The following is a 24,930-nucleotide window of genomic DNA, read 5'->3' as shown; positions in this document are numbered from 1 at the left end:
TTCGCTTATGACACAACAAATGATCCCTGAACAACCCGTGCAGGTCGAAATCGGGACCAACGTCTGGAAACCTGCGCGCCGTATTACCACGCTGAGCGTCGGGCTGGTGCTGGTCGCCATTCTGGTGCTGACCGCGCTGCTTGCGCCGTTGCTGGCACCTTTTGACCCGAACATTCAGCACATCGAACTGCGTTTATTGCCGCCTTCGCTCACGCACTGGCTGGGCACCGACGGTTTTGGTCGTGACCTGTTATCCCGTGTGATTTACGGCGCGCGCCCGACGCTGCTGCTGGTGTCGCTGATTTTGGTGCTGACCATTCCTGTGGGCCTGCTGATCGGCATCAGCGCTGGTTATATCGGTGGCTGGTTCGAGCGAATTCTGATGCGTCTGACCGATATCGTGATGTCATTACCCAGTCTGGTGATGGCGCTGGCGCTGGTCGCTATCCTCGGTCCTGGCCTGATGAACGGTGCGCTGGCGCTGGCCTTCACCAGCTGGCCGCCGTTTGCCCGTCAGGCGAGGGCAGAAACGCTGGCGCTGCGCCGCAGTGATTATCTGGCCGCGGCACGTATGCAGGGCATCGGAGGATTGCGCCTGATGTTCGGCCACATTCTGCCGCTGTGTTTGCCAAGCGCCGTAGTGCGCGCGGCGCTCAGCCTCGGCGGTATTATTCTGGCCTCCGCCGGTCTGGGCTTTCTCGGCATGGGTATTCAGCCGCCAACCGCCGAATGGGGCTCAATGGTTGCCGAAGGCAGTAAAGTCATTTTCGACCAGTGGTGGGTCGCCGCCGCACCGGGCGGGGCAATTCTCTTCGCCAGCCTGGCGTTCAACCTGCTGGGCGATGGCTTGCGTGACAAAATGGATCCACGACATGGCAACTGACATTTTGCATAACGACAAACTTGTCGCGAAAGATCTCACCATTTATCTGCCGGGCGAACGTCCGCTGGAACTGGTGAAATCCCTGTCACTGAGCGTCGGACAGGAACGAGTGGCGCTGGTCGGTGAATCCGGTTCCGGCAAATCCCTGACCGCCCGCGCGCTGATGGGGCTGTTGCCGCATCCGTGTCAGCTGCGCGCATCGCAGCTGACACTGGGCGATAACGACCTGACCACCTTAAAAGAACGGGAATGGAACCGCCTGCGCGGCAACCGCGTTTCGATGGTGATGCAGGATCCGAAACATGCGCTGAATCCGACGCAAAAAATCGGTAAACAGGTCGAAGAACCGCTGCGCCTGCATACGCGTCTCGGGCGTAAAGAACGTCAGGAAAAGGTCGCCGACATGCTTAACGCCGTCGGTTTGCCAAATCCGGCATTCCTGCAACAGCAATATCCGCATCAGCTTTCCGGCGGCATGGGCCAGCGCGTGATGCTGGCGATTGCGCTGATCAATGATCCGCAGTGGCTGATTGCTGATGAACCCACGTCGGCGCTGGATTTTGACATGCGCGAACAGGTGCTGGGCTTAATTGAGCGTTTGGTCGAACAGCGAAATATGGGGCTGATCCTGATAAGCCACGACCTGCAACAGGTGGCGCACTACTGCGAGCGCGTGCTGGTGATGTACAAAGGCGAACTGCTCGATGAGTTGCCTGCGGACAAGCTGGCACACGCCACTCACCCGTATACCCATACGTTATGGTCGTGCAGACCGAGCAAATTTACCCACGGCGAACGCCTGCCGGTGCTGGATCGCGCGCTGCTGGCCTCTTTAAAGCAGGAGCCGCACCATGAGTGAGATTGTCGCTGAACTGAATCAGCTGAGCGTGTCGCACCGTCAGGGCGTTGAAGTCCGCACCGTGGTGCATAACGTCAGCCTGACCATCAATAAAGGCGAATGCTTCGGACTGGTAGGGCCGTCCGGCTGCGGTAAATCCTCTCTGTTATGGGTACTGGCCGGGCTGAACGGTCACTGGGACGGTGGTCTGACACTGCTCGACCACCAGGTAAAACCCGGCAAACCTTTCACCGGCAGCCTGCGGCGCGACGTACAAATGGTGTTTCAGGATCCGTATGCGTCGCTGCATCCGAAACACAAATTGCTGCGCACGCTGGCGGAGCCGCTGAAAATCCTCAAAGAGCAGGACATCGAACAGAAGATTGCCGAAGGATTCCGTCAGGTCGGGCTGGATCCGGCGCTGATGCACCGTTATCCACATCAGCTTTCCGGCGGCCAGCGTCAGCGGGTGGCAATTGTCCGGGCGCTGCTGCTCAAACCTAAGCTGTTATTGCTTGATGAACCGACGTCTGCGCTCGATATGTCGGTGCAGGCGGAAATCCTTAACCTGCTCAACGACCTTAAAGCCAGCAGCGACCTGACCATGATTCTGGTCAGCCATGATGCGGACGTGATCGACCATATGTGCGACAGGGCGGTACACATGGCAAAAGGGATTGTTCTCAATTAATTCTCAGCGGCAATCCACGCTGCGCTGTTTACTGCAAATCCTCGGTTATGACGGCCTGTTCTTCAGGCCGTTTTTTAAGCGTCTCCACCGGTACCCTCCCCGAATTTTCACGTCAATTTGCCTGCGCACAGCGTGTTTTTTACGCGTTTTTATCTGAGTGATTGAATTTCGCCATTATCCGTATTTCATTGCATCAACAGGCGAAATAAATCCCACTGCCTGTTTTGAATAAAAACCACTCAATACGGGCGGGTGATAAATAGACTATTTCGTTCAATTTAATCACACAGGTAATTATTGCATCCTTAAATTTGGATTTATTTTTTTCAATGTCGTTATTAAAAATCCTAAATAGAAGAAAGTTGCGTAGTACAAAAATCTTATGGCTGCTTTTTCTATTAATTAGATAATGGATTTCCATTCAAAATAATTACCCTGCTATGCACTATTTAAATGCAGAGCCTTTTCAGATAGCACGAATTCCTTAACGATTGTTAACAGAAAAAAACCTTTTGATAAAGGTGATCCAGCTTGCAACTACTTTACAAAATCATGAGTATCTTGCACTGAAATGGTGCGCCGCACTGTAATGGTGCAAATTGTTATGCGAAAACCGCATATAATCAGGGGGTTAGCAGCTTATGATTGAAACATTAAGTTACAACTCTTTACTTAAAAAAGACTTATTGAACCGAACTTTTCCATTTTAACTTTTCGTGCTCAGTGTTAAGGTTCAAATCGTTTTACAGACAGACGTATTTTAAAACATGTACAAATACTCACAGCCCGATATTCCAGACCTATAAAAGAACGGGCATGAGAAATCCTTTATAAAAAGATCAAGGAAACTTAAATAATGATGAAGCGCAGTGTGTTGGCCTTAGCGGTCTCTTTAATTGCAGTGGGTTCTACCGCAAATGCAGCTGAGATTTATAATAAAGACGGTAACAAACTGGACCTCTACGGTCGCGTAACCGCTAAGCATTATTTCTCTGATGACACAGGTTCTGACGGCGACATGACTTATGCGCGTCTGGGCTTTAAAGGCGAAACTCAAATTAACGACACATTGACCGGTTATGGTCAGTGGGAATACAACATTCAGGCTAACCACGCAGAATCTCAGGGTGACCTGGGCAACAAAACCCGTCTGGGCTTTGCGGGTCTGAAAGTGAAAGATTTCGGTTCTATCGACTACGGCCGTAACTACGGTGTAGTTTACGACGCACTGGGCTTCACCGATATGCTGCCAGAGTTTGGTGGTGATACCGCTAACTCCGACAACTACATGGTGGGTCGTTCTAACGGTCTGGCAACTTACCGTAACCAGGACTTCTTCGGTCTGGTCACCGGCCTGAACGTCGCCCTGCAATACCAGGGTAAAAACGAGAACGACGGTCGCACCTCGACTAAAGCCAACGGCGACGGTTACGGCGCATCTATCGATTATGAAGATATCGCAGGTTCCGGCATCGGTGCTGTTATCGCGGGTTCTTCATCTGACCGTACTAACGCACAAACCAACTCCGCTATCGGCGGCGGTGATAAAGCGTCTGCATGGGCAACCGCTCTGAAATACGATGCTAACCAGATTTATCTGTCTGCAATGTATAACGAAACCCGTAACCTGGCACCAATCCCAGGCGGCTTCGCTAACAAAACTCAGGGTTATGAGTTAGTTGCACAGTACCAGTTCGAAAACGGTCTGCGTCCTTCTATCGGCTACGTACAGTCTAAAGCGAAAGATGTTGAAGGCGGTATCGGCGATGCTGACCTGGTCAAATACTTCGAAGTGGGTGCGACTTACTACTTCAACAAAAACATGTACACCTATGTTGACTACATGATCAACCAGATCGATGACAACAACAAACTGGGCGTAAGCTCTGATGACGTTGTTGCTGTAGCACTGACTTACCGCTTCTAAGTTAGTGAACCCAATTATTACCCCATTCTGTGTCTGAAAAAGGTAATCGCAAAGGCAGAGTTCATTGGCTCTGCCTTTTTTTGTGCCTGTCATTTATCTCCTGCTATCTCCGCTCCGCCTTACCCATTAACCACAATGAATTCATGTAACTAAACCTATAGCCTCACGTTATACCCCAAAGCCAAACAAGTATTCGTCAGCCGCTTTCTCCCGTGGAATATTTACCGGGTCTTATTAGAACCCATTAAAAAAAGAAACCCGGAGAAACTGACATGCAGCAAATTCCAAAGCCGTATCTTTTATTCCTTGGTGACGTGATGGATCCGCTGGCCGCGAAAACCGCGCGCGGCATCCACGTCTGGCGTCCTGAATCCTGCGTCGGGCAAATCCGTCTGGCGACCGATTCGGTTTCCCTGGGATTACCTGAGCTCGACATCGAAACGGCCAAGGCGCAGGGCGCGAAAACCATGGTGCTGGGCACCGCGAACTCCGGCGGCAAATTACCGAAACACTGGCTGGATTCGATCAAAGCGGCGATCCGCGCGGGGCTTAACGTCGCCAACGGCCTGCATCAGGGGCTGAATGACATTCCTGAACTGGTTGAACTGGCCAAAGAACATCACGTGGAGCTGTTTGACGTGCGCCATATGCAGCCAGAACTCGACACCGGCACCGGCAAAAAGCGCAGCGGCAAACGTATTCTGACCGTCGGCACCGACTGCTCGGTCGGCAAAATGTACACCTCGCTGGCGCTGGAAGCCGCCATGCGGGAGCTGGATTTAAACGCTGATTTCCGTGCGACCGGTCAGACCGGCGTGCTGGTGGCGGGTGCGGGTATTGCGATTGATGCGGTGATTGCTGATTTCATTTCCGGTGCTGTCGAAGCGCTGTCTCCGGCCAATGACGACGATCACTGGGACATTATCGAAGGTCAGGGCTCGCTGTATCACCCGTCTTTTGCCGGTGTCAGCATGGGGCTTATCCACGGCGCGCAGGCGCATTTATTAGTGATGTGCCATGAACTTGGCCGTCCGCACATGCGTCATCTGCCACATCAGTTTATGCCGACGTTACGTCAGTGCCTTGATACCAATCTGGCGGCGGCCAGCCTGACCAGCCCGGAAGTGAAACTGGCCGGTTTCTCTCTGAATACTTCGGCGGTCAGTGAAGAAGAAGCGAAAATCGCGCTGGCTGAAATCAGCGAAGAATTTGGCGTACCTGCTACCGATCCGGTGCGTTTCGGCATCAAAAATATCGCGCAATGGATTAAGGACAACGGCTGATGATTCAGATGACTTTCCAGTCTACAGAGTTGCCGCTGGCAAAGCCGTTTGCGATTTCTCGCGGAACCCGCACAGCCGTCACGGTGGTGCGCGTTTCCCTGACCGACGGTGAATATACCGCCGTCGGGGAATGCACACCGACCGCCCGCTATCAGGAATCGCCGCAAAGCGTTTGCGAGCAACTTGAGCTTATCCGCCCGCAGGTGGAACAGGGACTGAGCCGCGAAGCATTACAGCAGGCGTTACCAATGGGCTCGGCACGTAATGCCCTCGATTGTGCAATGTGGCGTCTCGATGCGGCAAAACAGGGCAAAGACCTGTGGCAACTGCTTGATATGCCAAAGCCTGTGTCGGTGATTACTGCCGAAACCCTCAGTCTCGATTCAGTAGAAAACATGGCGAAAGCGGCAGAAGTGGCCGTCGCCGGTGGCGCGCAATTGCTGAAAATCAAACTCGACCGCGAAGAGATTATCGAGAAAGTGGCGGCTATCCGCGCCGCTGCACCGCACGCCACGCTGGTGGTGGACGCGAATGAAGCCTGGCTCGGTTTAGATCTCGGGAGTTTGTTCGAGGCATTGCATGAATTCAACGTGGCCATGATCGAACAGCCACTTCCTGCCGGGAATGACAAAGATCTGGTGCGTTGTTTGCATCCTATTCCTGTTTGCGCCGATGAAAGCTGTCATGAGCGTGGGGATATCGAAGGTCTGCGGGATCGTTACGAGATGATCAACATCAAGCTCGACAAATGCGGTGGTCTGACCGAAGCGCTGGCGATGACTGATATCGCCCGGCAGTTCGGTCTGCGGATTATGGTTGGCTGCATGCTCGGTTCTTCCATTGCGATGGAAGCGGCGTTGCCGGTGGCGGTGCAGGCCGAGCGTGTTGATCTCGACGGGCCAATCTGGCTGGCGCAGGACGCCGAACCGGCATTGCGCTATGAAAACGGTGAAGTCTGGCTTTAACAGTTCAGCCTATAAAGGAGGCGTTTATTGATGACAGTGCCCATTTTGCAGATTAACGATTTGTCGGTCACATTCTCCGGCCGGCAAGGCAAAACGCAGGCGCTGAAAGGCGTTTCCTTCTCTGTTAATAAAGGTGAAGTGGTGGCGGTGGTCGGCGAAAGCGGATCAGGTAAATCCGTCACCTCACTGAGCGTGATGGGGCTGCTGCCCGACTCGGCGCACATCGATGCAGGCAGTATCGAATTTTTTGGCCGCAACGGCACGCGCCATGCACTGACTTCATTGTCGGCAGAATCACGGCGTAAACTGCGCGGTCAGGAAATGTCGATGATCTTCCAGGAGCCGATGACCTCGCTCAATCCGGTGCTGCGCGTCGGCGATCAGCTTACCGAAGGGCTGCTGGATCACGGTATGGCGAACAAAGCCACGGCGCTGAACAAAGCCCGCGAACTGCTGAAACAGGTGCGTATTCCTGACGTCGAACGTATCCTGAAATGTTACCCGCATGAACTTTCCGGCGGCATGCGTCAGCGCGTAATGATTGCGCAGGCGCTGGCCTGTGATCCGGCGTTGCTGATTGCTGACGAACCGACAACCGCGCTGGATGTCACGGTGCAGGCGCGTATTCTGCAAATTCTGCGCGATCTGCAAAAAGGCAGCGATATGTCGGTTCTGTTCATCACCCACGATATGGGCGTGGTAGCGGAAATCGCTGACCGCGTGGTGGTGATGTATCAGGGCAAGGTCGTGGAGCAGGGCAGCGTGACCGGGATTTTCGCCAATGCGCAGCATCCTTATACCCGCGCATTGCTGGCCGCGGTGCCAAAACTGGGCGATATGCAGGGGCTGAAATGGCCGCGCCGGTTCCCGCTGTTAGCCGCCAAAACCGGTCAAAACATTTCACCAGAAAAGCAATCGATTGCAGGTGATCTGCCTCACATTCCGCCAGCGGAAGACGATCAGAAAACCGCTGATTACGCTTCGCCACCGCTGCTGGATGTGCGCGGGCTGAGCGTTTGTTATCCGATCCGCTCAGGCGTTTTATCCCGCGTCACCAGAGAAGTCCACGCCGTAGAACAAATCGATTTCTCAATATGGCCGGGCGAAACGCTGGCGCTGGTCGGTGAGAGCGGTTGCGGCAAATCCACCACCGGCCGCGCCATCCTGCGGCTGGTCGGCAGTGAATCCGAAAGCATTCATCTTGAAGGCAAAGAAATCACCCTGATGCGCGACACGCCGTTTCAGGCAGTGCGCCGTCAGATCCAGATGGTATTTCAGGATCCCTACTCCTCGCTCAATCCGCGTCTGACCGTCGGGTTTTCCATTGCCGAACCGCTATTACTGCACGGCCTGAAAAAGTCATTGGCTGACGCCACGCCGGTGGTGAATCAGTTGCTGAAAAGTGTCGGACTCGAACCCTCTCACGCGCGGCGTTATCCGCACGAATTCTCCGGCGGCCAGCGTCAGCGCATTGCAATTGCGCGGGCGATGGCGTTACAGCCTCAGGTGATTATTGCCGACGAAGCCGTGTCAGCGCTGGATGTCTCCATCCAGGCGCAGGTGGTCAATCTGATGATGGATTTACAGCGTGAAACCGGCGTTGCGTGGCTGTTTATTTCGCACGACATGGCGGTGGTGGAGCGTATCGCCAATCGCGTGGCGGTGATGTACAGCGGGCAGATTGTGGAAATGGGTCCGCGCGATGCCGTGTTCGGTAATCCTCAACACTCTTACACCCGACGCCTGCTCAGTTCGGTGCCGGTGGCAGATCCGACGCAGCGTGCGTTACGTCATTTTGATGATGTGGAAGTGAAATCGCCGGTGCATCCGGCGGGTGTACAGATAGAAAAACTCAAATATTCCCGCGTCAGTGAACATCACTGGGTCGCACAGGGATAACTCACCTTTCTTTTTTGGGACACACTGGAGAACACCATGCATTCGACTTTTTTGCGTAAGAGCCTGCTTGCCGCCGGACTGGCGCTTTGTTTTGCGGCGTCGGCTCAGGCCAAAGATCTGCGTATTTCCATGTATGCCGACGTGACCGGTTTTGACCCGCACGACACCACGGATACGCTGAGCTACTCCATTCAGAGCGGCATTTTTGAACGCCTGTTCCAGTTCGACAGCAAAATGGCCGTCGTGCCGGTGCTGGCGACGGATTACACCAGCAACAGCGACGCCACCGAATTCACCATCAACCTGCGCCATGACGTGACCTTCCAGGACGGTACGCCGTTCAATGCCGACGCGGTAAAAGCTAACCTCGACCGTCTGGCCAATCCGGCGAATCACCTGAAACGTAACTCGCTGTTCAGCATGATTAAATCCGTGGACACCGTCAGCCCGTATCAGGTAAAAATCACCCTCAATAAACCGTTCGGCGCGATGATCAACACTCTCGCACACCCGTCGGCGGTGATGCACAGCCCGGCGTCCCTGAAACAGTATCCGAATGAACAGGATCTGAGCGTGCATCCGGTCGGTACCGGTCCGTTCAGGTTTGTCGAATGGCAGCAGGGCAAAGACGTCAAACTGGTGAAATACGACAACTACTGGCAGAAAGGCTGGCCGAAAGTCGACTCCGTGACGCTTTATCCGACGCCTGAAGACTCCACGCAGGTGGCGAAACTGAAATCCGGCGGCGTGGACGCGGTCTACCCGTTGCCGTCCGATCTGGTAGACACCGTGAAAAGCGATCCGAAGCTGGATATCGCGCAGGATCCGGGTATCTATCTGTATTACATCGCCTTCAATACGCAGAAAAAAGAGTTCTCGGATGTGCGCGTCCGTCAGGCGATTAACTACGCCATCGACCGCAATCTGTGGCTGAAAGTCGGTTTCGCCGGTCTGGGCTCGCCGTCTACGTCGCCGCTGCCGAAAAACGTCCAGTTCTATCAGAAACAAACCACGCCGGATTACAGCTATAACATCGCCAAAGCCAAAGAGCTGATGAAAGAGGCCGGTTATGAGAAGGGCTTCGACGTGGAAATGTGGAGCTCGAACAAAACCGACCGTATCCGCAGTGCGCAGTTCCTCAAGCAGCAACTTTCCCTGATTGGGGTGCGCGTGAAACTGGTGCCGATGGATGCCGGAACCCTGACCCAGCGTCTGTGGAGCACGCCGAAACCGGCGGATGCGCAAGTCGAAATGTATTACGGCGCGTGGTCGGCCTCGACCGGTGATGCGGACTGGGCGCTGCGTCCGCTGTTCGCCACCGAATCTTGGATCCCGTCGGCGTACAACGTTTCTTATTACAGCAACAAGCAGGTCGATGCGGCGATCACCGCCGGTCTGCAAACGGCTGATGTCGAAAAACGCAAAGCAGCCTACGCGGATGCGCAGAAACTGCTGTGGGCGGATGCACCGATGGCCTATCTCGGCGTGCCGGATAATCTGGTCGGCAAAAGCAAAGACCTTTCCGGCGTCTACATGCTGGCCGACGGCTCGCTGATTTTTAACCAGGCACAGTTTAAGTAAGAGTGGATTGAGTTAACTCCCTCCCCTGCGCAGGGGGAGGAGCACACCACCATCAATATTCAGGTTCAGGAAACCCTTTTATGCTGACCTATTTTATCCGCCGGATACTGGAAATGATCCCCGTTTTACTGGTGGTGTCATTACTGGTTTTCGGCTTTATCAAGCTGCTGCCGGGTGATCCTGCGCGTATTTACGCCGGACAGGATGCGCCGATTGAGGCGGTTGAGTCAGCACGGCAACTGCTTGGCCTGAACGATCCGCTGCCTGCGCAATACTGGCACTGGCTGAACGGTATGATTCATGGCGATCTGGGGACCACGTACCGCACGCGACAGCCGGTGTTAAGCGTGATTGAAAGCGGTTTTATGCCGACGCTGCTGCTGGCGCTGGCGGGTTTTGCGTGGTCGGTGGTGCTCGGGCTGGTGATTGGCGTCGTTTCAGCGCTCAAACGCGGAAAATGGCAGGACTGGACGCTGATGAGCATGGCGGTCGGGGGGATTTCCATGCCGCCGTTCTGGCTCGGATTGCTGCTGATCCAGTTTGTCGCCATGCCGTTCGGGATATTCGCCGTCAGCGGTTTTAATTCGCCTGCGGACATTATCCTGCCGGCGATCACCCTGGGTTCTTCGGTGGCCGCGGTGATGGCGCGCTTCACCCGCTCCGCGTTTCTCGACGTGGCGCAGGAAGATTATGTCCGTACCGCCAATGCCAAAGGATTACGTGCGCGGCGGGTGACGTGGAAACACATCATGCGCAATGCGCTGATCCCGATTATTACCATGCTCGGTTTGCAGTTTGGCTTCCTGCTCGGCGGCTCGATTATCGTCGAAAGCGTATTCAGCTGGCCGGGGCTCGGCTGGTTGCTGATTGAATCCATCAAAACGCAGGATCAGCCTGTCATTCAGGCGCTGGTCATGCTGTTTGTGTTTGAATTTATCCTGATAAATCTGCTGGTTGACCTGCTTTATGCGGTGGTCAATCCGGCTATCCGTCTGCGTTAGGAGCTGCTCATGACCGAACCTGTTTCTGTGCTGGAAGAAACCACACCGGCTGCGCTAGCCTCGCAACACGATGATATCCGTTCGCCGTGGTACGACTTTTTCCACACCTTTATCCGTCACCCGATGGCGCTGGTTTCCGGCGGATTTATTCTGCTGCTGGTACTTGTCGCGATATTCGCGCCGTGGCTGGCACCTTTTGATCCGATGACGCCGGACTGGATGGCGCTCGGCGTCGGCCCTACGCCACAGCACTGGTTCGGCACCGACGATTTAGGGCGTGACGTTCTCAGCCGTATCATTTATGGCGCACGCCTATCCCTTTACGTCGGCATTTTTTCGGTGACGCTCGGCATGATCGCCGGTGTATTGCTCGGCCTGCTGGCCGGATATTATGGCCGCTGGCTGGACATGCTGATCATGCGCGGTTCCGACGTCTTATTCGCGTTTCCGGGCATGTTGCTGGCGATTGCGGTGGTGGCGATTCTCGGGCCGGGGTTGAACAACGTCATCATCGCGGTCGCGGTTTTCAGCGTGCCGGTGTTTGCCCGCATCGTGCGCGCCGCCACGCTATCCATTAAACAAAGTGCCTATGTCGAAGCGGTTCGCTGCGTCGGCGCACCGGACAGGGTGGTGATTTTGCGCCATATCCTGCCGGGTACGCTGTCGAACGTCATCGTCTATTTCACTATGCGTATCGGCACCAGCATTCTGACCGCCGCCAGCCTGAGTTTTATCGGTCTGGGGCCGGAACCGGACGTGCCGGAGTGGGGCAATATTCTGGCGATGAGCCGTAATATGATGATGGCGGGCAAATGGAACGTCAGCGTGTTCCCCGGGCTGGCGATATTCCTCACAGTCCTGGCATTTAATCTGCTCGGAGACGCGCTGCGCGACACGCTGGATCCTAAACTGAAAAAGTAATTTAACTGCGTTAACCGACAGAAATGGAATACCGATGCACCCGCAAGAACATGAAGATGAATTTCAGCAGCAGGCGCTGTCTGCTTTGTTGCAACGCTGGCGTACCACACGCCAGATTTTTCGCCCGCGCTTCCCTTGCGGGGCCAGCAATTCACTGACGGATGTGGCGGGAATTACCGTCGGCCATAGCACGCTGACCGCCGGGGATATTCAGACCGGCGTTACCGCCATCGTCCCGCCCGGCGACAATCTCTATGAAAACCCGTTGCCATGTGGCGTGGCGGTGCTGAACGGTTTCGGCAAACCGATGGGGCTTATCCAGGTGATGGAACTGGGCGAACTGCAAACGCCGGTGCTGTTCAGCAACACCTTCGCCACCGGCACGTTATTCAACGCGCTGGTGAAACGCAGCTGCCAGATGTTCCCGCAAATTGGCCGTCCGGATCCAACGATCAATCCGGTTATTCTCGAGTGCAACGATTTCTATTTAAACGATATTCAGGCGATGGCGGTCAGTGAGGACGATGCACTGACCGCACTCGACGGCGCGACAAAAACCTTCGCCCGTGGCAGCGTAGGTGCCGGACGTGGCATGAGCTGTTTCGGTTTAAAAGGCGGTATCGGCACGGCCTCACGCTGGTGTGAAACACTTAACGCGACACTGGGCGTACTGGTGCTGGCGAACTTTGGCAAACTCTCCGAACTGACGCTCGACGGTGTGCGTGCCGGAGAAGCTATCGCCCAAATCCAGACGCAACGGGCGCCACAGGTGGATGCGGGGTCGATCATTATTGTGATGGCCTGTGACCGTTATCTCGACAGCCGTCAGCTCGGACGCATCGCCAAACGCGCCGGTGCCGGGTTAGGGCGTCTGGGCAGTTACTGGGGGCATGGTTCGGGGGATATCGCACTGGCGTTTTCCACGCAACGTGACGGTGTCATTTTGCCGGATGCCGGACTCGAGCCTTTGCTGGCGCTGGCGGCAGATGCCACAGAACACGCTATTATAGATGCCTTACTGAGTGCAGAAACCGTCTGCGGATTCGACGGACATTACCGGCTGGGATTGAGTGAAGTATTAGATAATTTGGCGAACCAAAAAGGGAACGACTGATGAAAGTATTTATCTCTGCGGACATTGAAGGCATCGCGGGTGTCATGCGTCCGGAACAATGCAGTCCGGGCAATGCCGATTACGACGCCGCCCGCGCGCTGATGGAAGGCGAAGTCAACGCCGCCATCGACGGTGCCTTTGCCGGTGGCGCGATGGAAGTGACCGTCGCCGACAGCCACGCGATGATGCAAAACCTGCGCGCCGATAAAATCGACCCGCGCGCCCGTCTGGTGCAGGGCAAACCGCGCGGATTATCGATGGTCGAAGGCCTGCAGCAACAGCAATACGACGGCCTGATGTTTGTCGGCTATCACACCGCAGCGGGCGAAAACGGCGTACTGGCGCACACCATCAATGGCCGCGCCTTTTACCGCGTTAAACTCAACGGCAACGTGGTGGGCGAAAGCGATTTATACGCTGCCGCTGGTGCGGAACTTAACGTCCCGTTATGGCTGGTGACCGGCGACGATCATCTCGAAACCTGGATCCACCGCTATTATCCGGAATCACAATACGTTTGCGTCAAACGCGCGATTTCTGCCAATGCCGCCGAATCGGACAGCCCGTCGATTGCCTGCGCTAAAATCCGCAAACAGGCGACGATCGCCGTCAGCAAACCTGCACCGCTGACTTCGGGAAGATTCAGCGCACCATATCATCTCGAACTGATGACCGCGAAACCGGTTCTGGCGGATTTATTCTGCCTGATCCCGGGCGTTGAGCGCCTTGATGCGGTCACCGTCGGCTATCACAGCCCGACCGTTGCCAACATTATCAGTCTGTTAAGTGCCTTCTCGTACTTAGCGACTACGCAGAAATAGGGCCGGCATGCGTTTACGCCACATCGAAGTGTTTCAGGCGGTCTTACAGGCGGGGAGCGTCAGCGGCGCGGCGCGTTTACTGAATGTGTCGCAGCCCAATGTCAGCCGGGTGCTGAATCATGCCGAGCAGCAACTGGGTTTCACGTTGTTCGACCGCACGCCGCAGGGGTTAATCGTAACGCCGGAAGGGCGGCGGTTAATGCCGGAAGTTGAGGCGCTGTTCAGCCATATTCAGGCCATCGGCCAGCTGGCGGAACAACTGCGGCAGGGCGAAGGCCAGCATGTGCGCATCGGTTCCGCACACGCACTGGGGCATAGCGTAATGGCGCCGGTGCTGGTGGATTTTCGCCGCCAGACACCCGGCGGCAGCGTCGAACTGGTGACCGGGCATTTCAACACGCTGAGTCAGGATCTGCTGCAATACAAAATGGATTTCGCGCTGGCATTTGGCGAGCAGGCCACGCAGGAACTGGTCGCCGAGTCGATTTATCAGGGCAACATGGTGGCGCTGCTGCCAAAAGATTCGACCGTGGAAGGGCCGGTAACGCTGGCGTGGTTGTGCGAAAACGACCTGCTGATGTTGCAGCAACAGGATCCGCTGGGTCAGGTGCTTAACCGTGTCCTGCGTGAAAACGGCCTGATGCCGCACTCGGCGTTGTACATCAAAACCTACTCGGTGATCGCCGACATGGTACTGGCGGGCGGCGGCGTCGGCGTGGTCGATACCTTTACCGCCCGGCGGTATATCGACCAGCTGAAAATTGTGCCGGTGGTGGAATCACTGCCGTTCGAGGTGATTCTGCTGAGCAGGAGAGACCAGCCGGCATCGCAGGCCTCGCTGAGGCTGAGGCAACTGATAAAACAAAAAGTAGGAGAGTTAAAGGGGGGCCTTTGAATCCCGTTTAGTTTTTCAATTTCAACTTCAAAACCTTGGGCTCGCCGCCCAAACTGGCCCAGAGGACGCGTAAGCGCGCGCCCTCTGGACTCCCGCGCTTTTTCACTGCGCGCTATCGCTGGAACGACGGACATGTTCCGACGCAATGGTGAGTGGCGCAAATCCAGGTGCTTCGCACTGCCTTCTCTCGGTCTTCGAGCCATAGGTCTCGAAGCCGCTCCGTTCAGCTGAATTTTGAGCACGCCAATCCACTTTTTTAAAAGAGGAAAATAGTCTGCCTTTGAATTTAAGATGTTGCGGGCGGTTCAGAAAGCTTGCTGAATGAGAGGTTGCAGACCCAAGGCTGCAATCCCGAAATGAAGGTACCGCGCAGCGGCAAGCTTTTCAGCCTGTCACTGCGGTACCTGAAACATAGCCAGCGAGCGATAGCGCTTGTTGAAAAAGCGAGGAGGAATCCAAAGGAGGAAAAGCACTTTCCTCCTTTGGGCGGTTTCGGCGCCATTCGATAAGTGATCACGGCAATTGAGAAACCGAAACTTTCACCATTTATCTTTCAAAACGTTCTGATGTGCGTTCTCACATCAATTAATCTTTGCCCCCAGCATCTCGACTCTCTCAATCCCCCTCCTGACATCTTCAAATGTCATATCGCCCGGCATGTTCGCCATATCTGGCGTGGTGAGGCTCCGGTCGATAATCACCGCCAGATCCTGCTCCGTCAGCCCCTTCGCGATATGCGCTAACTGAGTCGGTACGGCACTGGCGCGGGCGAGTGCGATGGCGGCCAGCAATTCCTCGTCGCTGCGGTTTTCCAGCGCCAGCAGGCACAGATTGCCGTAACCGACCAGCAATCCGTGGGCGACGTGGCGGGTTTTCGGACAGGCGGTGAAGCCTTCATATAACGCGTGGGAAGCGCCGGTGTGTGCGCCGTTGCTCATGATGGAAGTCAGTCCTGCGTAGAGGAAAATGGCGTCGAGCACCTGTTCGAGGGCGTTGTTAGCTTTGCCGTCCTGCACCGCGAAACAGGCGTCGGCGGCGAAGTGTTCGATGAGCGTATAGCAAAGTTCGCTGTTGGTGCGGGCGACACCGGCCAGCCCGGTAAGCTGGTTGAGGTCACTGATAGCGCGGTATTCGTACCACTTTGCCAGCGTATCGCCGATGCCTGCCGACAACCATTGCAGCGGGGCGCAGGCCAGTAAATCGGCGTCGATTACCGCCGCAGCCGGGCCGCAGGGTAATGGCATCATGTCGCGGAACTCACCGTCCTGATGATAACGAAACGCCAGCGATGTCACCGCCGAACAGGTGCCCGCAATGCTCGGCAATGTGACCACCGGAATGTTACAGGCGACGCCTGCCGCTTTGGCCGCGTCCAGCGCTTTACCCCCGCCGGTGGCGATAATCACTTCCACACCTTGCGTGCGGAATACGTCAGCCAGCCGGTTGATTTCCTCCTGACAACACACGCCGCCGAAGATTTCACTGCCCAGATAACTGACCATCTGCTGTTCGAGCTGATCGGCGACTTTCGCCTCGACGCTGGAAATGGCGCGTTTACCGCCCACTAACATTGCCCGCTGGCCTAAACGTCCGCACATCGCGCCCAGATGCTTTATGGCGCCGCGTCCGCGCAGGACGCTGGCAGGAAATACCAAACGGTGGGTGAACATGCATGCCCTCATAAACCGAAGTGTTTTAAGAAGTATAGAAGGCATGCACAGGAACGGAAGAATATCAGCGACGGTGGTGTTGTACCGCGTCGTGGGTTTTACGCAGGGCCTCACGCGCGCCCGGCAGACGCTGCGCCACGCCGATATACAGGCAGTCGATAATCAGTAACTGGCTGGTACGGCTGGCCATTGCGGCGGCACGAAAACCCATTTCGCGATTGCTGGTTCGCAACACGACATCGGCTTTGCGCACGAGGGCAGCGCGCCCGTTGGCGGTGATCGCCAGCGTCGTCGCGCCCGCGGCTTTGGCCTGCGACAGGGCTTCCACCACACCGGCGGTCTTGCCTGAGTGGGAAATCGCCAGCGCGACATCGCCTGCGGCAAGCTGACAGGCGCTCACCAGACTTTCGTCGGTGCTGCCGTAAGTCTGGGCAACTACGCCGATACGCCGCAGTTTCTGACACAGATCCTGTGCGACAAGTCCCGAAGCTCCTGCACCGTAAATATCAATCCGTCTGGCCTGTGAAAGAATGGCTACTGCCTGTTCAAGCGTCGCGGCGCTCAGAAGCTGCGAGGTTTCCTTTGCTCCTTTAACTTCAAACTCCAGCAGCTTTTGCAGAATTTGCTTGGGTGTATCGTTCTCACCGATATCCGCTGCCAGCGGCATGTCGGCGGGCATCGGGCTGGAGGATTCTGCCGCTAACGCCAGCCGCAGCGCCGGATAGCCGCTAAAACCCAGACGCTTGCTGGTACGCACCACCGTAGCGGTGCTGGTTTCAGCGTACTCTGCCAGCGCCGTCACCCCCATATTGGCGACACCCGGCGGATCAAGCCGGATCATCGTGATGATCCGTTTTTCCGCCGGGGAAAAGCTGCCCTGTAATGCGTTCAGACGTGACTGCAAATCAGTGTCGCTCATGGGTTATTCATCCAGTTCACGCAAATGGTCGTCTTTGCGCAATGACATCAGCGCAAACAGGCTGACCACGCAGGTCGCAACCACGTAGTACGCCGGAATATCGAGATTGCCTGTTTCTTTAATCAGGCCGGTAATGATCAGCCCCGCACAGCCGGAGAACACGGCGTTGGATAATGAATAGGATAATCCGAGGCCGGTATAGCGCACGCGGGTCGGGAACATTTCCGCCAGCATCGCCGGACCGGGACCGGCGATCATGCCGATCGTCGCACCGGCAATCAGCACTGCAATGCCTTTCGCCAGCAGGCTGCTTTCAGGATTTTGCAGCAGATGCAGCAGCGGGAAACTCAGCACAATGACCGCGAATACCGCAATCATCATGACTTTTTTACGTCCGATTTTATCGCTCAGCCAGCCGGAAGGTAAAATCGCCAGCGCGAAACCTATATTCGCCAGCACCGTCGCTACCAGTGCCTGTAAAAACGTGGCGTGCAGGGAGGTTTGCAGATAAGACGGCATCACCACCAGGAAAGTATAACCCCCCGCCGACCAGCCCATCATGCGGCCAATTCCCAGCGCGATGGCTTTGGCAGTGGCAACAGCAGACGCTTTTTCTGCCGCCGTTTTCTGCGCTTTCGGTTCGGCTTTTTTACTGGCGACAAAGTTTGGCGTTTCATCCAGTTTCAGTCGCAGATACAACGCCACCAGCCCCATCGGTAATGCCAGCAGGAACGGAATGCGCCATCCCCAGTCTTTCATCTGCGCTTCAGGCAGCGTTTGCACCAGGATCGCCACCAGCGCCACGCCGGTCAGCAGGCCCAGTGAAACGGTAAATGACTGCCATGCGCCGTAAATTCCGCGTTTACCTTTCGGTGCAAACTCCGTCATCAGCGACACCGCGCCGCCAAATTCACCACCGGCAAATAGCCCCTGGAACATGCGCATCAGCGTCAGTAACAGCGGGGCGGCAACGCCAATCTGCGCGTACGTCGGCAGCAGACCAATAATGGCGGTCGCCAGCGTCATTAACAGCACGACGGCGATCAGTGTCGGCTTGCGGCCAATGCGGTCACCGATACGGCCAAAGATAATCGCGCCCACGGGACGGCAGAAAAATGCCAGCGCGAACGAGGCATAGGTGAGGAGCAAACCGGTCATACCGGTCTGGCCTTCGAGTGTAAAAAAGTTACCGGCGATGATTGTCGCCAGATAGCCGTACACACCGAATTCATACCATTCAATAAAGTTGCCGACTGAACCGGCGACTAACGCGCGTCGTGACTGGCTGGCGCTGGCAACTGCGGGAGAAACCTGGCGGGTCATCATAAACCTCTTAAAAAAAAGGAAAGGGCGGGTAAACTGGAATGTAAATAATTTTCTAAATTTCGGTGATTATTATGTCAATAATTTTCATGTATTGAACAAAATAAAAGCGGGAAGTGTGGGGTGGGAGAGGTTTTTTGGCATAAAAAAAGGCTGCGCCTCGAAAGGAGCAGCCTGTTTAACGCGGGGCAATTACAGCGTGTGGATGTCGATGCCGTCGCCGATATTGCTTTTCTGGTAGTAAGCCCGCGGGACTTCCACCTGATACTGTTTGTCAGCGTAAGCGACTTCCAGAATAAAACGTTCGTTTTCATAAGATTCGACAGGAATAAACCCGAAGAATCCTTCCGTGACGCTGATCGTCCGGGAAGACGGTATCGCGTAACGATGAACAATCCTTGCTCTGAGCGGTACTTGCTTGCCAGTTAACGTATTCCATACGCGGTTAACCGGTTGCGCCAGAGAATCAATCACCTCTGAGGCCAGCGAGTTAAGAGCGGAGGGCCAGCTCTTAGGTGTTTTCATAGTCATGATAAATACCTCGTTGGTCTGTATAACCTTCATCCTTCTGGTTGCAGATAGGTTCGCTTACCGCCTTCCTGCATCCCGAAGGATTTTGCTTATACCCAATTCTTATAATTATCCGCTGCTAAGATCCAATCATTTTTTACGCTAAGTTTATTCAGGTTTTGTAAGTGGCTGGCAGATCTGCAAATTACTCCGCGGGGGTTTTGCGTCTTTTGCCTGATTTTCGTTCTGCTAGCAATAACGGGCAGGATGGACACATGGCGTGATCGGCCAGATCATAGCGCAGACAGCATTGCTTACGGTACTGCGGGCTGTCGGGGTCGGAAGGATCTTCCGCGCGCATCGGCTGAAATAACGGGTTTTTACCGCCATAACGCAGCTCGCGCGATCCCATCAGTTGCATACCGTCAGAGATGTCCGCATTGACCAGTTCTGCCTGTTTGACGCCCCAGCCGACACGTATCGCGGCATTGTTCCAGTATATGCCCGGTTTCAGACCGGAGAATTCCGCCAGCGCTTCGCAAACCGGACGTAAATGCTGTTCGATCATCACATCGAAACGCGCCATCGGTTCCGCAGAAGTCAGCGCTTCGCCCTCGCCATCGAGATAAATCTGCGCCGGTAAGCCTTCTTCCTGCATGCACAGGTAGACATTTTCAGCGGCGATAGGCAGCTGCCAGCCGTGGCGCAGGGAGACAATCACCCAGCTTGGCAACAGGGTGGCGAAATACCATTGTGACCACATCGAGATCCGCGCCCGGCGGGTATCACATTTTGCGGCATCGGACGCATTGGCATCCAGATAGCGTTTGAGCACGCTGGCGCAGCCTTCCGGCGTCGTGAGGTGTGACATCGGCACGGCGTTTGTGACCAGCGGCGACATGGGTTTAAAAGTATCGGCAACCCAGCTGACCGGCGTTTCACGGAAACTGTCGAGGAGTGTTTGCATCATTACGCTTCAAAATCATCAGGCTCTGTCAATCATGGAAACAGAGTAGCGAATATTAAAGCGGAATAGTAATGATTTCGATTTAGATTGAGGCGATTGTGTCGGGTTTGTTCCTCCCCGGCGAAGGGGAGGAGGGGAAAGGATTTAGCCGACGACACTGACACCGGCCTGTTGCAAAATCTCACGCACAATCTTCTGTTTGTCATTACAAAGCGGCAGCGCCGGTTTAAGTGAATACACCGGCATTTCGCGGATCACCTGCGAAATCGCGTATTTGATGACGTTGTAAATCGGCGTATCCAGCGTGTAGAGCGGCGGCAGGAAAGATAACCGCTGTTGCAGTTCCACTGCGGTGGCGAAATCTTTCTCTTTAAACGCGCGGTAAATTCCGCAGGTCAGTTGCGGCGCAAAGTTGGCGCTGGCGGGAATTGCACCGTCGCCACCGAGGATAAGCGTTCCAAAAAGGTATTCGTCATAGCCGGAGAACACCGCGAAATCCGGACGTTCAGGTTTCACGGCCTGTATCGTTTCGCGAATATGATTGAGGCTGTCGACGGTATCTTTCAGCCCGACAATGTTCGGGCATTCCAGCGCCAGGCGCTTGATCAGATCCACTGGCAGCGACTGGCCGGTCAGCCCCGGATAGTTGTACATAATCACCGGCAAACCTGCGTTTTCAGCAAGGGTACGGTAATGCAGATACAGCGCTTCTTCGGTCACCGGATTGTAATAAGGATTCACCACCACCACGCCGTCCGCCCCGACGCTTTTAGCGTGCTGTGCGAACGCCAGCGTTTGCGCCGTGCCCGGATGCGCCGCGCCAATCAGAACGGGCACGCGTCCGGCGACGTACTCTGTACAAAATTGTGCCACTTCATGACGCAGCGCCTGCGACATATGGGCAAATTCCCCCGCGCTGCCGAGGAAAAACAGGCCGTTGACGCCGCCTTCAATCGCAAAATCTATCAGACGCGCCATAGCCTGACGGTCAAGCTGCTCGTTCTCATTCAGGATTGTTGCAACCGGTGGGATCACGCCATGAAACAGTGGACGGGTCATACATTCGTTCTCCATATGAAAGTGCAAAGTACTCAACACTTCATTTATAGAACGCTGTTTCAAATTTTTATAGCGATGGGGCAGAATTACATCGTTTTAGCGAAGATTTGGAAGGGAAGTCACAAAGAGGGGGTAACTCCCCCTTCGCAGGGGGAGCAGCAGGGCAAAAACACATTCACGGTGCAGAGTAAAACCCAAACTACATCACCAGCGCCTGACCGTCTTTACGGGATTCGGTACCCGCCAGATAACCGCCTGCCGGATTGGTGACAATCACCTGCGCACCACCAAACGAATGGCCGCCGAGCGGGTCTTCCACAATTAATTCATGCCCCATCGCCCGCAGTGCGGCCAGCGTGTTGTGGTTGAAGGTCGATTCAATCGCCACCTGACGACCGCCGTTGATCCGCCAGCGCGGCGCGTCAATAGCGGCCTGCGGATTTTGCTTATACAGCATCACCCGCAGCGCCAGTTGCAGGTGCCCCTGCGCCTGCATCGGGCCGCCCATCAGGCCGAATGACATCAGCGGTTTACCGTCAGCATCCTGCGCGAAGGCCGGAATAATGGTGTGCAGCGTGCGTTTGTTCGGTGCAACACAGTTGGCGTGCTTCGGATCGAGGGTAAATCCGCAGCCCCGGTTTTGCATGCTCAGACCGGTGCCCGGCACCACGACGCCGGAACCAAAGCCCATGTAATTCGACTGAATGAAAGAGACCATCATGCCGCTGGAATCCGCTGCCGTCAGATAGACGGTGCCACCCGGACGTGGTACGCCGTAAGTGACGTCGCTGGCTTGGGTGCGGTCGATAAGTTTTGCGCGCTCCGCCAGATAATCGTCGTTCAGGAACCATTGCGGATCGAAGGACATATGCTCGCTGTCAGTGACGTGCTGATCCAAATCTGCCAGCGCCAGTTTCATCGCCTCAATGCACAGGTGTGTCGTTTCGACCGAATCCACCGGTTGTGAACCGATATCCAGCTTATCGAGAATACCGAGTGCGATCAGCGTGGCGATGCCCTGACCATTCGGCGGCAGTTCGTGAACTGAGCCACCGGCAAACGACTGCTGCATGGTTTCCACCCAGTCGGCTTTGTGATTCGCCAGGTCGTCCAGTGTCAGCGCGCCACCGTTGGCCTGACAGTGCGCCACCATTTTTTCTGCCAGCTCCCCGCGATAAAACGCTTCGCCTTCGGTTTTGGCGATAAGTTCCAAAGAATCTGCCAGCGCAGGATTACGGAAGATCTCCCCGATTTTCGGCGCACGGCCTGCGGGCGCGAAACATTCCATAAAGCCCGGCTGGTTATGCAGTTTTTTGACCGCGATTTCCCACAGGCGACCAATCAGCGGCGAAACCGGAAAACCGTTGCGGGCATAATCGATTGCCGGTTGCGCCAGCGTGGTCAGCGGCAGCGTGCCGAAACGTTTTGCCAGCGCCACCCAGCCGGAAACAGCGCCGGGAACGGTCACCGCGTCCCAGCCGTAGGTCGGCACCGCGTCCAGACCTTTGTCAGCGAAATATTCCGGCGTCCATGCGGCCGGTGATCGGCCTGAAGCGTTCAGACCGTGGGCTTTTTTTCCGTCCCAGATAATGGCGAACGCATCGCTGCCCGCGCCGTTACCGCTGGGTTCAAGCACGTTGAGCGCGATAGCGGTGGCGATGGCGACATCGGCAGCGTTCCCGCCCAGCATCAGCATTTTCATGCCTGCCTGCGCGGCCAGCGGCTGCGAAGCACACACCGCATTGGCGCCCATCATTGACGGGCGCAGGGTCGGATAAGCCACGTTAAAATCGTAATTCTCAGACATGTATTCTTCCTTAAAAAGCAGCAAACGGTTTATTCGGAACGCGGGTCGAGCGCATCACGCAGCCCGTCACCCAGCAAATTGAAACCCTGTACGGTCAGGAAAATCGCCAGACCGGGAAAAATCGACATCCACGGTGACTGCTCGAGGAAGCTGCGTGCGGTGTTAAGCATCGCGCCCCAGGAGGCATCCGGTGGCTGCTGGCCAAGGCCGAGAAACGACAGGCTGGCTTCGGTGATAATGGCCGACGCAATCGCCAGCGTCGCCTGCACCAGGATCGGCGACAGCACATTGGGCAGCACATAACGCCAGAGGATCCAGCGGTCGGGCAGGCCAATCGCCCGCGCGCCTTCGATATATTCCTCGTTGCGGATACTCATCACCTGCGCACGCGTCAGGCGGGCGAAAATCGGCATCGCGGAAAGCCCGATGGCAATCATCGCATTGCCGAGGCTCGGGCCGAGGAACGCGCCCAGCGCAATTGCCAGCACCAGGAACGGACACGAGAGCAGCGCTTCGACCACGCGGGAAATGATGTTGTCCAGCCAGCCCTGCCAGAACCCGGCGATAAGACCCAGCGGTACGCCAATCACAATCGCGATAATTACCGACACACAACCGGCCATCAGCGATGTACGCGCCCCCCAGAACAGGCGCGATAAAATGTCGCGGCCCAGCTCATCGGTACCCAGCCAGTGCAGGGCGGAAGGCGCTTTACGTACCGCCATGAAATCGGCTTTGATCGGATCAAAGGGCGAAATCCACGGCGCGAGCAGCGCCAGCAACGCGAAGGTCACCACCAGCACCGCGCCGATCACCGCACTTTTATTGCGCAGAAATTTGCGCAGTACACGGTTGGGTTCGCGGGCAGAGAGTGACGTTGTCACTGAAATCACAGAAACGCTCATCTCAGGCTCTCCGCATACGTGGGTTGACCAGCACATACAGCACGTCGGCCAGCAGATTCATCAGCAGAAAACCGACCGCGACGACCATCACCACGCCCTGAACTACGGCGTAATCACGGTTAAACACGGAATCGACAATCATTTTGCCAAAGCCCGGAATGGTGAACACCTGCTCGCTGAGTACCGCACCGCCCAGCAGTTCGCCGAACAGCAAAGTCGTCAGCGTGATGATCGGCACCAGCGCATTACGCAGCGCGTGTTTCATGATCACCTTTTTCGGCAGTAACCCTTTGGCACGGGCGGTGCGGATGTAATCGGCTTTCAGCACCGCAATCATCGCCGCACGCGTATGGCGCATCAGTGTGGCGGAAAGGCCGGTACCGAGCACCGCGGCGGGCAGCAACATGGTTTTAAGGTTTTGCAGCGGATCTTCTGAGAACGGCACGTAACCGGACGCCGGAAGCCAGTGCAGTTTCACCGAGAACAGCATAATCAGCAGCACGCCGAGCCAGAAATGGGGGATCGAAATCCCCGACAGCGCCAGAAAATTGGTGCCGTTATCAATCCATGTGCCTTTGTTGACCGCCGCCAGCACGCCCATGGTGATGCCGATAATCAGCGCCACAATCATCGCCAGCATCGACAGTTCGAGCGTCACCGGCAGTTTGCTGGCGATAAGCTGCAATACTGGTTCCTGCGTGCGCAGCGAGGTGCCGAAATCGCCGCGCAGCGCGTTGCCGACCCAGTGGAAATACTGGCTGGGGATCGGATCATTGAGATGATATTCCTCGCGTAACTGCGCAATTACTGCCGGATCCCGCTCCTCGCCGGCCATCGCGGTGATCGGATCTCCCGGCAGCAATTTCTGCAACGAGAACACCATCAGCGTGACCAGAAACAGCGTCGGTATGGCTGAAATCAGCCGTTTCATCACCAGTTCTAACATCGTCT

General features: G+C 55.8%; 22 protein-coding genes. 13 read left to right on the top strand and 9 right to left on the bottom strand.

The window, feature by feature from the left end; translation table 11 throughout:
- Positions 1-19 precede the first annotated feature (19 nt).
- From D6C13_RS18295 to D6C13_RS18230, 13 genes are all read left to right on the top strand, one after another.
- Positions 20-883 carry an ABC transporter permease gene (locus D6C13_RS18295; RefSeq protein WP_120134160.1) on the top strand — a complete coding sequence of 288 codons (864 nt, stop codon included), beginning with the start codon at positions 20-22 and terminating at the stop codon, positions 881-883.
- Positions 873-1,742: an ABC transporter ATP-binding protein gene (locus tag D6C13_RS18290; RefSeq protein ID WP_120134125.1), complete on the top strand. Its 870-nt coding sequence runs from the start codon at positions 873-875 to the stop codon at positions 1,740-1,742. Before D6C13_RS18295 ends, D6C13_RS18290 begins: the two co-directional genes overlap by 11 nt.
- Complete coding sequence (locus tag D6C13_RS18285) at positions 1,735-2,412, top strand: ABC transporter ATP-binding protein (RefSeq protein ID WP_120134124.1); 678 nt, start codon at positions 1,735-1,737, stop codon at positions 2,410-2,412. The genes D6C13_RS18290 and D6C13_RS18285 overlap by 8 nt, the downstream gene beginning before the upstream one ends.
- Positions 2,413-3,268: 856 nt before the next feature.
- Positions 3,269-4,339, top strand: a complete 1,071-nt coding sequence (locus tag D6C13_RS18275; RefSeq protein ID WP_279630071.1) for a porin — start codon at positions 3,269-3,271, stop codon at positions 4,337-4,339.
- Positions 4,340-4,611: 272 nt separating this feature from the next.
- Positions 4,612-5,622 carry an N-acetyltransferase DgcN gene (dgcN, locus tag D6C13_RS18270; RefSeq protein WP_120134122.1) on the top strand — a complete coding sequence of 337 codons (1,011 nt, stop codon included), beginning with the start codon at positions 4,612-4,614 and terminating at the stop codon, positions 5,620-5,622.
- On the top strand, positions 5,622-6,587 hold the full coding sequence (gene dgcA, locus D6C13_RS18265; RefSeq protein ID WP_120134121.1) for an N-acetyl-D-Glu racemase DgcA: 966 nt from the start codon (positions 5,622-5,624) through the stop codon (positions 6,585-6,587). Before dgcN ends, dgcA begins: the two co-directional genes overlap by 1 nt.
- A 30-nt stretch (positions 6,588-6,617) precedes the next feature.
- Entirely contained in the window at positions 6,618-8,486 is a 1,869-nt protein-coding gene (locus D6C13_RS18260; RefSeq protein ID WP_120134120.1) for an ABC transporter ATP-binding protein, read from the top strand.
- A gap of 36 nt (positions 8,487-8,522) precedes the next feature.
- Positions 8,523-10,067 carry a glutathione ABC transporter substrate-binding protein gene (locus D6C13_RS18255; RefSeq protein ID WP_120134119.1) on the top strand — a complete coding sequence of 515 codons (1,545 nt, stop codon included), beginning with the start codon at positions 8,523-8,525 and terminating at the stop codon, positions 10,065-10,067.
- A gap of 80 nt (positions 10,068-10,147) precedes the next feature.
- Complete coding sequence (locus D6C13_RS18250) at positions 10,148-11,068, top strand: ABC transporter permease subunit (protein ID WP_120134118.1); 921 nt, start codon at positions 10,148-10,150, stop codon at positions 11,066-11,068.
- A 9-nt stretch (positions 11,069-11,077) separates the two neighbouring features.
- Entirely contained in the window at positions 11,078-11,989 is a 912-nt protein-coding gene (locus D6C13_RS18245) for an ABC transporter permease subunit (protein WP_120134117.1), read from the top strand.
- Between the two features lie 34 nt (positions 11,990-12,023).
- Positions 12,024-13,103: a P1 family peptidase gene (locus D6C13_RS18240; protein WP_120134116.1), complete on the top strand. Its 1,080-nt coding sequence runs from the start codon at positions 12,024-12,026 to the stop codon at positions 13,101-13,103.
- Entirely contained in the window at positions 13,103-13,924 is an 822-nt protein-coding gene (locus D6C13_RS18235; protein WP_120134115.1) for a M55 family metallopeptidase, read from the top strand. Before D6C13_RS18240 ends, D6C13_RS18235 begins: the two co-directional genes overlap by 1 nt.
- A gap of 7 nt (positions 13,925-13,931) precedes the next feature.
- Positions 13,932-14,819, top strand: a complete 888-nt coding sequence (locus D6C13_RS18230) for a LysR family transcriptional regulator (protein ID WP_120134114.1) — start codon at positions 13,932-13,934, stop codon at positions 14,817-14,819.
- 581 nt (positions 14,820-15,400) lie between these two features.
- Here D6C13_RS18230 and D6C13_RS18225 read toward each other — a convergent pair.
- The 9 genes from D6C13_RS18225 to D6C13_RS18185 form a co-directional block, all read right to left on the bottom strand.
- The gene (locus D6C13_RS18225; RefSeq protein ID WP_120134113.1) at positions 15,401-16,489 is read right to left on the bottom strand and encodes an iron-containing alcohol dehydrogenase family protein; all 1,089 of its coding nucleotides are present in this window, start codon (positions 16,487-16,489) and stop codon (positions 15,401-15,403) included.
- Positions 16,490-16,553: 64 nt separating this feature from the next.
- On the bottom strand, positions 16,554-17,408 hold the full coding sequence (locus D6C13_RS18220; RefSeq protein ID WP_120134112.1) for a MurR/RpiR family transcriptional regulator: 855 nt from the start codon (positions 17,406-17,408) through the stop codon (positions 16,554-16,556).
- A gap of 3 nt (positions 17,409-17,411) precedes the next feature.
- The gene (locus D6C13_RS18215) at positions 17,412-18,731 is read right to left on the bottom strand and encodes an MFS transporter (RefSeq protein WP_120134111.1); all 1,320 of its coding nucleotides are present in this window, start codon (positions 18,729-18,731) and stop codon (positions 17,412-17,414) included.
- Between the two features lie 192 nt (positions 18,732-18,923).
- A complete protein-coding gene (locus tag D6C13_RS18210) occupies positions 18,924-19,262 on the bottom strand; it encodes a hypothetical protein (protein ID WP_120134158.1) in 339 nt (112 codons plus the stop codon).
- Between the two features lie 184 nt (positions 19,263-19,446).
- Positions 19,447-20,211, bottom strand: a complete 765-nt coding sequence (gene fhuF, locus D6C13_RS18205) for a siderophore-iron reductase FhuF (RefSeq protein WP_120134110.1) — start codon at positions 20,209-20,211, stop codon at positions 19,447-19,449.
- A 141-nt stretch (positions 20,212-20,352) separates the two neighbouring features.
- Positions 20,353-21,267: a dihydrodipicolinate synthase family protein gene (locus D6C13_RS18200; RefSeq protein ID WP_120134109.1), complete on the bottom strand. Its 915-nt coding sequence runs from the start codon at positions 21,265-21,267 to the stop codon at positions 20,353-20,355.
- Between the two features lie 199 nt (positions 21,268-21,466).
- Positions 21,467-23,074, bottom strand: a complete 1,608-nt coding sequence (locus tag D6C13_RS18195; protein WP_120134108.1) for a gamma-glutamyltransferase family protein — start codon at positions 23,072-23,074, stop codon at positions 21,467-21,469.
- 29 nt (positions 23,075-23,103) lie between these two features.
- On the bottom strand, positions 23,104-23,979 hold the full coding sequence (locus tag D6C13_RS18190) for an ABC transporter permease (RefSeq protein WP_120134107.1): 876 nt from the start codon (positions 23,977-23,979) through the stop codon (positions 23,104-23,106).
- A 1-nt stretch (position 23,980) separates the two neighbouring features.
- Positions 23,981-24,925, bottom strand: a complete 945-nt coding sequence (locus tag D6C13_RS18185; RefSeq protein ID WP_120134106.1) for an ABC transporter permease — start codon at positions 24,923-24,925, stop codon at positions 23,981-23,983.
- Positions 24,926-24,930: the final 5 nt, after the last annotated feature.

It is taken from the genome of Rahnella woolbedingensis (genome assembly GCF_003602095.1).
In the GTDB taxonomy this organism is placed as follows: domain Bacteria; phylum Pseudomonadota; class Gammaproteobacteria; order Enterobacterales; family Enterobacteriaceae; genus Rahnella; species Rahnella woolbedingensis.
Note: the sequence above shows the minus strand (reverse complement) of the source record. Positions and strands in the feature narration are given on the sequence as shown.

Coding starts and splice junctions, on each gene's coding strand:
- D6C13_RS18295 (WP_120134160.1), top strand. CDS start 20: ATGATCCCTGAACAACCCGTGCAGGTCGAAATCGGGACCAACGTCTGG.
- D6C13_RS18290 (WP_120134125.1), top strand. CDS start 873: ATGGCAACTGACATTTTGCATAACGACAAACTTGTCGCGAAAGATCTC.
- D6C13_RS18285 (WP_120134124.1), top strand. CDS start 1,735: ATGAGTGAGATTGTCGCTGAACTGAATCAGCTGAGCGTGTCGCACCGT.
- D6C13_RS18275 (WP_279630071.1), top strand. CDS start 3,269: ATGATGAAGCGCAGTGTGTTGGCCTTAGCGGTCTCTTTAATTGCAGTG.
- dgcN (WP_120134122.1), top strand. CDS start 4,612: ATGCAGCAAATTCCAAAGCCGTATCTTTTATTCCTTGGTGACGTGATG.
- dgcA (WP_120134121.1), top strand. CDS start 5,622: ATGATTCAGATGACTTTCCAGTCTACAGAGTTGCCGCTGGCAAAGCCG.
- D6C13_RS18260 (WP_120134120.1), top strand. CDS start 6,618: ATGACAGTGCCCATTTTGCAGATTAACGATTTGTCGGTCACATTCTCC.
- D6C13_RS18255 (WP_120134119.1), top strand. CDS start 8,523: ATGCATTCGACTTTTTTGCGTAAGAGCCTGCTTGCCGCCGGACTGGCG.
- D6C13_RS18250 (WP_120134118.1), top strand. CDS start 10,148: ATGCTGACCTATTTTATCCGCCGGATACTGGAAATGATCCCCGTTTTA.
- D6C13_RS18245 (WP_120134117.1), top strand. CDS start 11,078: ATGACCGAACCTGTTTCTGTGCTGGAAGAAACCACACCGGCTGCGCTA.
- D6C13_RS18240 (WP_120134116.1), top strand. CDS start 12,024: ATGCACCCGCAAGAACATGAAGATGAATTTCAGCAGCAGGCGCTGTCT.
- D6C13_RS18235 (WP_120134115.1), top strand. CDS start 13,103: ATGAAAGTATTTATCTCTGCGGACATTGAAGGCATCGCGGGTGTCATG.
- D6C13_RS18230 (WP_120134114.1), top strand. CDS start 13,932: ATGCGTTTACGCCACATCGAAGTGTTTCAGGCGGTCTTACAGGCGGGG.
- D6C13_RS18225 (WP_120134113.1), bottom strand. CDS start 16,489: ATGTTCACCCACCGTTTGGTATTTCCTGCCAGCGTCCTGCGCGGACGC.
- D6C13_RS18220 (WP_120134112.1), bottom strand. CDS start 17,408: ATGAGCGACACTGATTTGCAGTCACGTCTGAACGCATTACAGGGCAGC.
- D6C13_RS18215 (WP_120134111.1), bottom strand. CDS start 18,731: ATGACCCGCCAGGTTTCTCCCGCAGTTGCCAGCGCCAGCCAGTCACGA.
- D6C13_RS18210 (WP_120134158.1), bottom strand. CDS start 19,262: ATGACTATGAAAACACCTAAGAGCTGGCCCTCCGCTCTTAACTCGCTG.
- fhuF (WP_120134110.1), bottom strand. CDS start 20,211: ATGATGCAAACACTCCTCGACAGTTTCCGTGAAACGCCGGTCAGCTGG.
- D6C13_RS18200 (WP_120134109.1), bottom strand. CDS start 21,267: ATGACCCGTCCACTGTTTCATGGCGTGATCCCACCGGTTGCAACAATC.
- D6C13_RS18195 (WP_120134108.1), bottom strand. CDS start 23,074: ATGTCTGAGAATTACGATTTTAACGTGGCTTATCCGACCCTGCGCCCG.
- D6C13_RS18190 (WP_120134107.1), bottom strand. CDS start 23,979: ATGAGCGTTTCTGTGATTTCAGTGACAACGTCACTCTCTGCCCGCGAA.
- D6C13_RS18185 (WP_120134106.1), bottom strand. CDS start 24,925: ATGTTAGAACTGGTGATGAAACGGCTGATTTCAGCCATACCGACGCTG.